Origin of the sequence: Klebsiella sp. 2-CIP_Kleb., assembly GCF_050378715.1 — a bacterium.
Taxonomy (GTDB): domain Bacteria; phylum Pseudomonadota; class Gammaproteobacteria; order Enterobacterales; family Enterobacteriaceae; genus Klebsiella; species Klebsiella quasipneumoniae.
In genome coordinates this window covers 357,095-368,401 of record NZ_JBNRLG010000005.1, presented here as the reverse complement: position 1 = coordinate 368,401, position 11,307 = coordinate 357,095, and the positions used below count along the sequence as shown (strand labels likewise).

Sequence of the window (11,307 nt, the reverse complement as noted above, 5' to 3'; positions counted from 1 at the left end):
ATTTTTCGTCCGAGGACGTTAAGAATCCATGTCACTTTGAGTGCCCACACAGATTGTCTGATAAATTGTTAAAGAGCAGTTGCGACGCGCTTTAGCGCTCTGTCGCGAGGTGGCGTATATTACGCCTTCCTCTTTCAGAGTCAACCCGTTTTTCAGGATTTTTCTCTTCAACCGAACTGGCTGTTTGTGTGAAGTGATTCACATCCGCCGTGTCGATGGAGGCGCATTATAGGGAGCCCGCCGGGAATGACAAGCGGAAAAATACAATTTTATTTCAACCGCTCATCTTTTATACGTAACGCTTATTTTTGCTGCTTTTTAATCGCCGCCGGCAGCTCTGTCAGGCTATTTAGCACCCAGTCCGCGGCTTTTTCCGCTTCTTCAGTAACAGGCTTACCGGTACGTACCAGCACTTTAGTACCGACATCAGCAGCCGCTGCAGCCTGCATATCTTCCAGTTTGTCCCCTACCATATAGGAAGCGGCCATATCGATATGCAGATAATCGCGAGCTGAGATCAGCATCCCCGGATGCGGTTTACGGCAATCACAGGTCTGACGGTACTCCTCAACCGCACCCTGCGGGTGATGCGGGCAATAATAGATACCGTCCAGATCGACGCCACGGTCTGCCAGAGACCAGTCCATCCATTCGGTCAGCGTTTCAAACTGGGCTTCGGTAAATTTACCGCGAGCAATACCGGACTGGTTAGTGACCAGCACCAGCGCGTAGCCCATCTCTTTTAGTTCGCGCATTGCGTCAATGACGCCATCGATAAATTCAAAATTGTCGATTTCGTGGACGTAGCCATGATCGACATTAATAGTGCCGTCACGGTCGAGAAAAATTGCGGGTACTGACTTTGCCACCGGTTTGCTCCTGAAAAAGGCTAGTGCCGTTAGTATCGCATGTTTCCGCATGCAAGAAAGTGCTCATTATAAAGAGTCAGATTGATTTAGACGTCTGGATGCCTTAACATCCATTTCATTGCCAGGCATCGCCTGGATACGGCAGAAGAAAATGCCACGGCAAACGGCTAAACGATAATAAATAACTGATGATTAAACTTTCCAATATCACCAAAGTGTTCCAGCAGGGGAATCGCAGCATTCAGGCGCTGAATAACGTCAGCCTGCATGTCCCTGCCGGACAGATTTACGGCGTCATCGGTGCCTCCGGCGCCGGTAAAAGTACGCTGATTCGCTGTGTTAACCTGCTGGAGCGACCGACTGAGGGCAGCGTACAGGTTGACGGTCAGGAGCTGACTGCGCTGTCGGAAAAAGAGCTAACCCGCGCTCGCCGTCAGATTGGCATGATTTTCCAGCATTTTAACCTGCTGGCATCCCGCACCGTTTTCGGCAACGTGGCGTTACCTCTGGAGCTGGATAACACGCCACAGGCAGAAATCAAACGCCGCGTGACGGAGCTGCTGGATCTTGTCGGCCTGGGTGATAAGCACGACAGCTATCCGGCTAATCTCTCCGGCGGTCAGAAACAGCGTGTCGCCATTGCCCGCGCGCTGGCCAGTAACCCCAAGGTACTGCTGTGCGATGAAGCCACCAGCGCCCTGGATCCGGCCACCACCCGTTCCATTCTCGAACTGCTGAAAGATATTAACCGTCGTCTGGGGCTGACCATCCTGCTGATCACCCACGAAATGGATGTGGTGAAACGCATTTGCGACTGCGTGGCAGTGATTAGCAACGGCCAGTTGATTGAGCAGGACACGGTGAGCGAAGTCTTCTCCCATCCGAAGACGCCGCTGGCCCAGCAGTTTATTCAGTCGACCCTGCACCTGGATATTCCGGATGACTACCAGGCACGCCTGAAACCTACCGCTACAGCGGATAGCGTACCGATGCTGCGCATGGAATTTACCGGCCACTCCGTCGATGCGCCGCTGCTTTCTGAAACCGCGCGTCGCTTCAACGTGAATAACAACATTATTAGCGCGCAGATGGATTATGCCGGCGGGGTGAAGTTCGGCATCATGCTGACTGAAATGCACGGTACACAGGAAGACACTCAGGCGGCTATCGCCTGGCTGCAGGAACATCATGTAAAAGTAGAGGTATTGGGTTATGTCTGAGGCAATGATGTGGCTGCTGTTGCGCGGCGTATGGGAAACGCTGGCAATGACCTTTGTCTCCGGCTTCTTCGGTTTTGTCCTTGGTCTGCCGGTGGGCGTGCTGCTGTACGTGACCCGTCCGGGGCAAATCGTCGCCAATGCTAAACTGTACCGGACGCTGTCGGCGCTGGTGAACATTTTCCGCTCCATCCCGTTCATTATCCTGTTGGTCTGGATGATCCCGTTTACCCGCGTGATCGTCGGCACCTCAATCGGCCTGCAGGCGGCGATCGTGCCGTTGACAGTGGGCGCCGCGCCGTTTATCGCTCGCATGGTGGAGAACGCGCTGCTGGAGATCCCGACAGGCCTTATTGAAGCCTCCCGGGCAATGGGCGCTACGCCGCTGCAGATCGTGCGTAAGGTTCTGCTGCCTGAAGCGCTGCCGGGTCTGGTCAACGCCGCCACTATCACTCTTATCACCCTGGTGGGCTATTCCGCCATGGGCGGCGCGGTGGGCGCCGGCGGTTTGGGGCAGATTGGTTATCAGTATGGCTATATCGGCTACAACGCCACCGTGATGAATACCGTACTGGTATTGCTGGTTATTCTGGTTTATTTAATTCAATTCTCTGGCGATCGCATCGTCCGGGCTGTGACTCATAAATAACGTTATTGGCAGACAACACTCATTCTTACAGGAAGGAAATAACATGGCCTTTAATTTCAAAACCTTTGCGGCAGTTGGTGCGTTAATCGGTTCTCTGGCGCTGGTGGGTTGCGGTCAGGATGAAAAAGATCCGAATCATATTAAAGTCGGCGTTATCGTCGGGGCGGAGCAGCAGGTCGCTGAAGTCGCGCAGAAAGTGGCAAAAGAGAAGTATGGCCTTGACGTTGAGCTGGTGACCTTCAACGATTACGTTCTGCCGAACGAAGCGCTGAGCAAAGGTGATATCGACGTCAACGCCTTCCAGCATAAACCGTACCTCGACCAGCAGATTAAAGACCGCGGCTACAAGCTGGTGGCTGTCGGCAATACCTTCGTCTACCCGATCGCGGGTTACTCGAAGAAAATCAAATCGCTGGACGAACTGCAGCCGGGCTCGCAGATCGCCGTCCCTAACGATCCGACCAACCTCGGTCGTTCTCTGCTGCTGCTGCAGCAGGTGGGCCTGATCAAACTGAAAGACGGCGTTGGCCTGCTGCCGACCTCGCTGGATATCGTCGAGAACCCGAAAAACCTGAAGATTGTTGAACTGGAAGCACCGCAGCTGCCGCGTTCTCTCGACGACGCGCAGATTGCGCTGGCCGTTATCAACACCACTTACGCCAGCCAGATTGGCCTGACCCCGGCGAAAGACGGCATCTTTGTTGAAGGGAAAGAGTCGCCGTACGTGAACCTGATCGTGGCGCGTGAAGACAATAAAGATGCTGAGAATGTGAAAAAATTCGTTCAGGCTTACCAGAGCGATGAAGTTTACGAAGCAGCAAACAAGATCTTTAACGGCGGCGCAGTGAAAGGCTGGTAATCTTTTCTCACCGTAATATCATTCAGGACGGGCTTCACGCCCGTCTTGTCATTTATGCAAGCACCTGATTCAATAACGCCCTGTTTTTTATTCATTGAGGAAATATTATGCGTGCTTTACCGGTCTGTTTGATAGCACTCATGTTAAGCGGTTGTTCCATGCTAAGCAGATCTCCCGTCGAGCCTGTTCAAAGCACTGCAACTCCTCCGGTTAAATCGGAGCCGACCAAACCACGCGCAACCCGTCCGGCGCCGGTACGTATTTATACCGATGCGTCAGAGCTGGTAGGTAAACCGTTCCGCGATCTGGGTGAAGTGTCTGGCGAGTCCTGCCAGGCTTCGAATCAGGATTCTCCGCCGAATATCCCTACCGCCCGCAAGCGCCTGCAGATTAATGCCGCACGAATGAAAGCCAATGCTGTCCTGCTGCACCGCTGCGAAGTGACCAGCGGTACCCCAGGCTGCTACCGTCAGGCGGTTTGTCTGGGCTCGGCGCTTAACGTCTCGGCGCAATGAGTGCATTTCAGTTCGCGCAGATAGGCGTGATCCGCTCGCCGTATAAAGAGAAGTTTGCCGTGCCTCGCCAGCCGGGTCTGGTCAAGCACGGCGGCGGAGAACTCCATCTGATCGCGCCCTACAACCAGGCCGACGCCGTGCGTGGTCTGGAAAGCTTCAGCCATCTGTGGATCTTGTTTGTGTTTCATCAGACCATGGAAGGCGGCTGGCGTCCGACGGTGCGCCCTCCCCGTCTCGGGGGCAACGCGCGTATGGGCGTCTTCGCCACCCGCTCCACGTTTCGCCCCAATCCCATTGGCATGTCGCTGGTTGAGCTGAAGGGCGTTCGCTGTCAGAAAGAGCAGGTGATACTGGAGCTCGGCAGCCTCGATCTCGTCGACGGTACGCCGGTGGTCGACATCAAACCCTATCTGCCGTTTGCCGAAGCGCTGCCCAACGCGCACGCCAGCTACGCGCAACAGGCACCGCAGGCGGATCAGGTCGTCAGTTTTACCGCCGAGGTCGAAACGCAGCTTTTGCATCTGGAGAAGCGTTATCCGCATCTGAAGGCGTTTATCCGAGAGGTGCTGGCGCAGGATCCGCGTCCGGCCTACCGTAAGGAAGAAGAGGCAGGTAAAAATTACGCCGTCTGGCTGCTGGATTTCAACGTCCGCTGGCGGGTGACTGCCGCCGGTTTTGAAGTCTTTGCCCTCGAAGCGCGCTAATTTTATTTTCCTCTCTTTTGGCATCTTTGCCACACTGGTAAACTAAACCACTTTTTTTGTTTCAGGCTGGGCAACCAGCCTGTTCCGCTCGTTTAACTGGAACCGTTACAACATGCGTACTAGCCAATATCTGCTCTCCACTCTGAAGGAGACACCTGCCGACGCCGAGGTAATCAGCCACCAGCTGATGCTGCGCGCCGGGATGATCCGCAAGCTGGCCTCCGGGTTATACACCTGGCTGCCGACCGGCGTGCGCGTCCTGAAAAAAGTCGAAAACATCGTGCGTGAAGAGATGAACAACGCCGGTGCGATCGAGGTGTTAATGCCGGTCGTTCAGCCATCTGAACTATGGCAGGAGAGCGGTCGCTGGGAGCAGTACGGCCCGGAACTGCTGCGCATTGCCGATCGTGGCGATCGTCCGTTCGTCCTCGGTCCAACCCACGAAGAGGTCATCACCGACCTGATCCGCAACGAGCTGAACTCCTATAAGCAGCTGCCGCTGAACTTCTATCAGATCCAGACCAAATTCCGCGACGAAGTGCGTCCGCGTTTCGGCGTGATGCGCTCCCGCGAATTCCTGATGAAAGATGCGTACTCTTTCCATACTTCGCAGGAATCGCTGCAGGAAACCTACGATGCGATGTACGCCGCTTACAGTAAAATCTTCAGCCGCATGGGGCTGGACTTCCGCGCGGTACAGGCTGATACCGGCTCTATCGGCGGCAGCGCCTCTCATGAATTCCAGGTGCTGGCGCAGAGCGGCGAAGACGATGTGATCTTCTCCGACAGCTCCGACTACGCGGCAAACATCGAGTTTGCGGAAGCCGTTGCGCCGAAAACGCCGCGCGCGGCCGCCACCCAGGAGATGACCCTGGTCGACACGCCGAACGCCAAAACCATCGCCGAGCTGGTTGAGCAGTTCAACCTGCCGATCGAAAAAACCGTGAAAACCCTGCTGGTGAAAGCGGTTGAAGATAGCGCTTCCCCGCTGGTTGCCCTGCTGGTGCGCGGCGATCACGAGCTGAACGAAGTGAAAGCGGAAAAACTGCCGCAGGTCGCCAGCCCGCTGACCTTCGCCACCGAAGAAGAGATCCGCGCCCTGGTGAAAGCCGGTCCGGGCTCCCTGGGTCCGGTGAACCTGCCGGTGCCGGTGATTATCGACCGTACTGTGGCGGTGATGAGCGATTTCGCCGCCGGCGCCAACATCGATGGCAAACACTACTTCGGCATCAACTGGGACCGCGATGTCGCCACGCCGGAAGTCGCGGACATCCGTAACGTCGTCGCCGGCGATCCGAGCCCGGACGGCAAAGGTACCCTGCTTATCAAGCGCGGTATCGAAGTGGGTCATATCTTCCAGCTGGGGACGAAGTACTCCGAGGCGATGAAAGCCGCGGTCCAGGGCGAAGATGGCCGCAACCAGATCCTGACGATGGGTTGCTATGGTATCGGGGTCACTCGCGTAGTGGCGGCGGCGATTGAGCAGAACTTTGACGATCGCGGTATCGTCTGGCCGGATGCGATTGCGCCATTCCAGGTGGCGATCCTGCCGATGAACATGCACAAATCTTACCGTGTGCAGGAGCTGGCGGAGAAACTGTACGCCGAGCTGAGCGCCCAGGGTATTGAAGTGCTGATGGACGATCGTAAAGAGCGTCCGGGCGTGATGTTCGCCGATATGGAGCTGATCGGTATCCCGCACACCATCGTGCTGGGCGATCGTAACCTCGACAATGACGATATCGAATACAAGTATCGTCGCAACGGTGAGAAGCAGCTGATTAAGACCGGGGATATTGTGGAATATCTGGTTAAAGCGATAAAAGGCTAATCACCCAACCAGGGCCCTGAACGGATGTCAGGGCCTTTTTTTTACAAGGACTGTACCCATGACTGCACCTCTTCTCAGCAGCGGGCTGCTGACCTCCGCCCTGCTCCTGCCTACCGCCTGCACTGTAGACGTCGGCCGCAACGCCCCTTCCGCATCCGCTACCGATAGCCGCTCACTGCCATGGGCGGTCCCCCTCCAGCGCCACAGCTCGATTGCCGGCAGCGGACTGCGCGAAATCGCCGAAAGCGACCTACGTTCCGGCGACCTGCTCTTCTTCTCCAGCCTCGGCGTCACTTCGTTTGGGATCCGCGCCTTCAGTCCCTCTTCCGTGAGCCACGTCGCGCTGTATCTGGTGAACAAACCGAAGGCCGGTGCGGAGTAAAAGAACGATTTGCCCTTTCCCACCCGTCATGAGGCTCATGATTCGTGCGCTATGGTTGGTGGAAAAGGGGGACGGTAAAACCACCATGAACGAAGTCCGCTGGCCGGCTACCGCTGAGGCGTATCTCCTGCCCATTCCCCGGGCAGGAGCCGGACAATCAGTGTCCGCAGTCTTTCCCTGGAATAAATTTGCCGGCCTGATCCGTCATCAGCGTTTTCATCATTTCGCCGGTATCCGGGTTCGCCTCGAGGGTAAAGTGCCCTTCCACCACCAGCAGAACCGGACGTGAATCATTGCCGCGGGCAGCGGCATAATCCCGCTCAAGCTGGGCATTGTTCGCCACCGCGACGCGTTTACCGGTCGCGCAATCAGTAAAGGTTGCCGCATCGGCCATATAGAAGTACATGCCACGCATCGCCATCGGGGTGGTCGGCAGGCTGGCCTTCACCGGCTCCAGGGTATAGTTGAGAGGAGACTGAATGGGACTCCCGTTGCGGTCGAGCATCTCCAGCTTGTCGCCCTTCGCGCGAAAGTACGATTTTTCGCCCTTGCTGTTGGTCAGTACCAGCTTATCCGCCGTACGCGCCCAGGTGCCGTAAGAGGCAAAGGAAGATGGTTCACGACCAGCGCCCTGGTAGTGCTCATTCATCACCCAGGTACCGTCTTTTTCCAGGAACAGCGAGGTGTCGATGCCTTCGCAATCCGCGCAGGGCAGCACCCCACGCCAGCTTTGCTGCATCGGTTTGAGCTCTTCCATCGCTGCCGGCTGAACCGTGTCATTTTCGGCGCGATGGTTACAACCAAACAGCGCGAACAGCGAACAGGCCGCTATCACGGAGAATATGATTTTCTTCACTCTACTTTCCTTATGATCCATTCCACCCGTTCGCCTACGCCTTCACTGGCGAACTTTTCCACGCAGCGCCTTGACTGAGGACTTTTGCGCCTTAGAAGCAAGGCGACGCTCTTTGGATGCCCGAGTCGGTCGCGTCTCCCGGCGACTTTTTTGCACTGCGGTTAATTCTTTGATAAGGGCCACCAGCCGGGCGATCGCCGCTTCGCGGTTCATCTCCTGACTGCGGTATTCCTGAGCCTTAATGATAACCACACCGTCAGCAGAAATTAAGTGATGGCTGGCGGCGAGCAGGCGCTCTTTGTAAAACGCCGGCAGGCTCGAGGCTTTAATATCGAAGCGCAGATGGATCGCGGTCGACGCTTTGTTCACGTGCTGGCCCCCGGCCCCCTGGGCGCGAATACCTTCCAGCGTGATCTCGTTGTCAGCAATGGCCACACTGCGGCTGATAGTAATCATGCCGGCGCTTGCCAGGCGGTAAGCTGAATTTCCAGATTATTCTGAGCATCGGATAACCAGATGCTCCCCTCCTGCAAAGTGGCCTGCAGCGTCATCGTGCGGTCGGCAAAAGCGCTAAGCTGCGCCAGCTGGGCATCATCAAGATACCAGATGGTCAGCTTCGGGTACGCCGCAAGCTTGTTCTGATTTTGCTGCCACCAGATTTCAGCCGCCCGGCTGTTATAGGCGAACAACGCCACCGCCTGCGCCCGCGAGCAGGCTTTCTTGATACGTTTCTCGTCCGGCAGCCCCAGCTCGATCCACAGATCAACCCCGAGATGATCGTTAAGCAGCCACAGCTCCGGCTCGTCGTCTGACGAGAGGCCGCGCGTAAACTGCAGCCGTTCATCGGCATATTTGATCCACGCCAGCAGGCGCAGCATCATGCGCTCCTGGGTTTCCGACGGGTGCTGCGCCAGCGTCAGGTTAGCATCCAGAAACTGGTTGCGATCCAGATCGGCTACATTCACCGCGGCTTTATATATCGTCGCTTTCAGCGCCATGAATAAACTCCTGAAAAAAATGGCGTACATTGTAGCGAAACTGGCGGCAAAAGGCTGTCAGCAATCGCAGCAACCTGTTTCATCCTGCTGAAATTGCTTAAATGACTATGATATAGTTCCCTTGCTAAACAGAGTTTATCTTCGTAGGCTTAAACTTGCATCCCACGGTTGAGTCAGAACGCTGACAGGAGGGCATGTGGACCACTATTGTGAGTTAATACGCAAGCGGTATGCGGAAATAGCCAGCGGAGACTTAGGGTATATCCCGGATGCGCTGGGTTGCGTGTTGAAAGTATTGAATGAGATTGCGGCGGATGAGGCCCTTTCGGAGTCAGTCAGGGAAAAGGCCGCTTATGCGGCAGCAAACTTACTGGTGAGCGATTATGTCAATGAATGATACTTATCAACCCATTAACTGCGATGATTACGACAACCTGGAGCTGGCCTGCCAGCATCACCTGGTGCTGACGCTGGCGCTGAAGGATGGCGAACAGCTGCAGGCGAAGGCCAGCGATCTAATCTCGCGTAAAAATATCGAGTATCTGGTGGTCGAACTCGCCGGTAACGTCCGCGAGCTGCGCCTGGATAAAATCGCCAGCTTCAGTCACCCGGAAATCGGCACCGTGGTGGTGAGCGAATCCTGAATCAAAACGGGCTTAACCGCCCGTTTTCCTCCATGTCAGACTGACCCCTTCCCCGTCTTTGACTTCACCTTCGTGGGTCACAAACAGATTGTCCGCTGCGGCAATCGGCGTTTCACCGTAAAACAGCAGCGGCGTGGTGTCTCGTCGCCACGGAGCAACGCCCAGCTCCTGCCAGATCTTCTTTAGCTTACGGCCGCCATGACGCCCAACGATATGCTGATTGCCGCTGGCGCGAAAGCGGACGGTGACCGGCTCATCCGCCGAGGGCGGGCGCAGCCTGCCGCCCGGCTGCAGCATCAGCTCGCCGAGACCGTCCGCCAGCCGCAGCGGCTGGCGCCAGTCGGGCCAGTGCTGGACGCTATCCGCCTGCCCGGGTACATATCTCACCCAGTACAAGCGCTGCTGAAAACGACGGACGGTAAATTCCCCCAACCGCAGGCAGGGGCTGGCATCTTCCCGCGCCAGCGCCACCTCGTGCCAGAGGCGCTCCGGCACCTCGCGGGCAGGCATCGGCGCCCGCTGCCCGGCGAGCCAGCGACGCAGCAGCGCCGCGCGGCGGGGAGAACTCATCGACGTCAGTGGTGCGATAGCCAGCGACCCGTCTTCGGCCACCAGCGACGCGAGCTCCGCCGCCAGTATCTCGTCCAGCAGTTGCTCCTGCTCGGCGCACAGGCTGGCGCTGCGAGCGACGGCCTCGCTAAAGTGCGGCCAGCGCTCGCGCAGCAGCGGGATCACCCGCAGGCGCAGAAAGTTGCGGTCATAGGTATCGTCCTGATTACTCTCATCTTCAATCCACGACAACTGATGGGCGAGCGCCCACTGGCGTAGCGATTCGCGGGTTTCATTGAGGAGAGGACGCAGTAGTCGGCTCTCGGCAAAGGCAGAGGATGGCGCCATCGCCGACAGACCAGTAGGACCGCTGCCGCGTTTTAACGCCAGCAGCAGCGTTTCGCACTGGTCATCCTGGTGCTGGGCGGTCACTAACACCTCGCCGGCATTGAGCGTATCCTGAAAGGCCTGATAGCGCGCCGCACGGGCATGGGCCTCGACGCCCAGGCCGCCCCGGGCTAACGTCACGCGATGCACCACCAACGGCACCTGCCACTGCTGGCAAATCTGCCGACAGTGCGCCACCCAGTCGTCTGCGTGGGCGCTAAGGCCGTGGTGAACATGCACCGCCCGCAGCGTCAGCGAGGGATCCTGTTCCCGCAGCAGCACCAGCTGATGCAGAAGAACCGTCGAGTCCAGACCGCCGCTGAAGGCCACCAGCAGCTGGCGATGGGGATGAAGCGTATGCGCAATGTCAGCCGTCATAACCACAAACATACCGAGAAGTGATGGCCCGGCACGTTACCGGGCCAGGGTCGCGCTGGCAAGGTTTACTGCTGATATATTTCCAGCGGCAGGTCGTCCGGATCGCTAAAGAAGGTAAAGCGTTTACCGGTAAAGGGATCGACGCGAATCGCTTCGCACTCCACGCCATGCACAGTCAAATGCGCTACCGCAGCGTCGATATCATCCACGCTAAAGGCCAGATGACGCAGCCCGCAGGCTTCCGGACGACTTGGGCGGGCTGGCGGAAACGGGAACGAGAACAGCTCAATCACATACTCGCCGTTGAGCGCCAGATCGCCTTTCCAGGAGTCACGCTCGGCGCGATAAAACTCGCTTTGCAGCGTAAACCCCAGAGTATCGCAATAGAACGCTTTACTGCGGGCGTAGTCGGTCGCAATGATGGCAATATGGTGAACCCGTTTCAAACCCAGCATGGTCAAACTCCTTC

The 11,307-nt window shown here is 56.9% G+C and carries 14 protein-coding genes and 1 pseudogene; 9 read left to right on the top strand and 6 right to left on the bottom strand.

Annotated elements, in window-relative coordinates:
- Positions 1 to 302: 302 nt before the first annotated feature.
- The gene (gene gmhB, locus ACQUTP_RS18580) at positions 303 to 869 is read right to left on the bottom strand and encodes a D-glycero-beta-D-manno-heptose 1,7-bisphosphate 7-phosphatase (RefSeq protein WP_004204479.1); all 567 of its coding nucleotides are present in this window, start codon (positions 867 to 869) and stop codon (positions 303 to 305) included.
- Positions 870 to 1,057: 188 nt separating this feature from the next.
- Here gmhB and metN point away from each other — a divergent pair, with 188 nt between their 5' ends.
- The 7 genes and pseudogenes from metN to ACQUTP_RS18545 form a co-directional block, all read left to right on the top strand.
- On the top strand, positions 1,058 to 2,089 hold the full coding sequence (metN, locus tag ACQUTP_RS18575; RefSeq protein WP_002889450.1) for a methionine ABC transporter ATP-binding protein MetN: 1,032 nt from the start codon (positions 1,058 to 1,060) through the stop codon (positions 2,087 to 2,089).
- Positions 2,082 to 2,735, top strand: a complete 654-nt coding sequence (locus ACQUTP_RS18570) for a methionine ABC transporter permease MetI (protein WP_004204478.1) — start codon at positions 2,082 to 2,084, stop codon at positions 2,733 to 2,735. Before metN ends, ACQUTP_RS18570 begins: the two co-directional genes overlap by 8 nt.
- A 43-nt stretch (positions 2,736 to 2,778) precedes the next feature.
- On the top strand, positions 2,779 to 3,594 hold the full coding sequence (gene metQ, locus ACQUTP_RS18565) for a methionine ABC transporter substrate-binding lipoprotein MetQ (protein WP_002889445.1): 816 nt from the start codon (positions 2,779 to 2,781) through the stop codon (positions 3,592 to 3,594).
- A 107-nt stretch (positions 3,595 to 3,701) separates the two neighbouring features.
- On the top strand, positions 3,702 to 4,109 hold the full coding sequence (gene rcsF / locus ACQUTP_RS18560) for an Rcs stress response system protein RcsF (protein ID WP_004204477.1): 408 nt from the start codon (positions 3,702 to 3,704) through the stop codon (positions 4,107 to 4,109).
- Positions 4,106 to 4,813 (top strand): tRNA (N6-threonylcarbamoyladenosine(37)-N6)-methyltransferase TrmO, encoded by a 708-nt coding sequence (gene tsaA / locus ACQUTP_RS18555; RefSeq protein WP_017900660.1) that lies wholly within the window; start codon positions 4,106 to 4,108, stop codon positions 4,811 to 4,813. The genes rcsF and tsaA overlap by 4 nt, the downstream gene beginning before the upstream one ends.
- A gap of 112 nt (positions 4,814 to 4,925) precedes the next feature.
- Positions 4,926 to 6,644, top strand: coding sequence for a proline--tRNA ligase (gene proS / locus ACQUTP_RS18550; protein ID WP_004204474.1), 1,719 nt, complete (start codon positions 4,926 to 4,928; stop codon positions 6,642 to 6,644).
- A 58-nt stretch (positions 6,645 to 6,702) separates the two neighbouring features.
- A pseudogene (locus ACQUTP_RS18545) lies at positions 6,703 to 6,996 on the top strand (YaeF family permuted papain-like enzyme); the annotation flags it as partial.
- A 187-nt stretch (positions 6,997 to 7,183) separates the two neighbouring features.
- Here ACQUTP_RS18545 and nlpE read toward each other — a convergent pair.
- Genes nlpE through ACQUTP_RS18530 form a run of 3 tightly spaced genes read right to left on the bottom strand, consistent with a single transcriptional unit; the run spans position 7,184 to position 8,880 of the window.
- Positions 7,184 to 7,882, bottom strand: coding sequence for an envelope stress response activation lipoprotein NlpE (gene nlpE, locus ACQUTP_RS18540; protein WP_004204471.1), 699 nt, complete (start codon positions 7,880 to 7,882; stop codon positions 7,184 to 7,186).
- A 42-nt stretch (positions 7,883 to 7,924) separates the two neighbouring features.
- Positions 7,925 to 8,338, bottom strand: a complete 414-nt coding sequence (arfB, locus tag ACQUTP_RS18535; protein ID WP_004204468.1) for an alternative ribosome rescue aminoacyl-tRNA hydrolase ArfB — start codon at positions 8,336 to 8,338, stop codon at positions 7,925 to 7,927.
- Positions 8,335 to 8,880, bottom strand: coding sequence for a YaeQ family protein (locus ACQUTP_RS18530; RefSeq protein WP_004204466.1), 546 nt, complete (start codon positions 8,878 to 8,880; stop codon positions 8,335 to 8,337). The genes arfB and ACQUTP_RS18530 overlap by 4 nt, the downstream gene beginning before the upstream one ends.
- Positions 8,881 to 9,076: 196 nt before the next feature.
- On the opposite strand from ACQUTP_RS18530, the gene ACQUTP_RS18525 reads away from it, so the two are divergent.
- The gene (locus tag ACQUTP_RS18525) at positions 9,077 to 9,277 is read left to right on the top strand and encodes a YaeP family protein (RefSeq protein ID WP_002889429.1); all 201 of its coding nucleotides are present in this window, start codon (positions 9,077 to 9,079) and stop codon (positions 9,275 to 9,277) included.
- Positions 9,264 to 9,524: a Rho-binding antiterminator gene (gene rof, locus ACQUTP_RS18520; protein WP_002889424.1), complete on the top strand. Its 261-nt coding sequence runs from the start codon at positions 9,264 to 9,266 to the stop codon at positions 9,522 to 9,524. The genes ACQUTP_RS18525 and rof overlap by 14 nt, the downstream gene beginning before the upstream one ends.
- Positions 9,525 to 9,536: 12 nt before the next feature.
- On the opposite strand, the gene tilS is transcribed toward rof, so the two are convergent.
- Together tilS and ACQUTP_RS18510 are read right to left on the bottom strand one after the other, a co-directional pair.
- Positions 9,537 to 10,850 (bottom strand): tRNA lysidine(34) synthetase TilS, encoded by a 1,314-nt coding sequence (gene tilS / locus ACQUTP_RS18515; RefSeq protein WP_096833512.1) that lies wholly within the window; start codon positions 10,848 to 10,850, stop codon positions 9,537 to 9,539.
- A 53-nt stretch (positions 10,851 to 10,903) separates the two neighbouring features.
- Positions 10,904 to 11,293, bottom strand: a complete 390-nt coding sequence (locus ACQUTP_RS18510; RefSeq protein ID WP_048323048.1) for a VOC family protein — start codon at positions 11,291 to 11,293, stop codon at positions 10,904 to 10,906.
- Positions 11,294 to 11,307 lie beyond the last annotated feature (14 nt).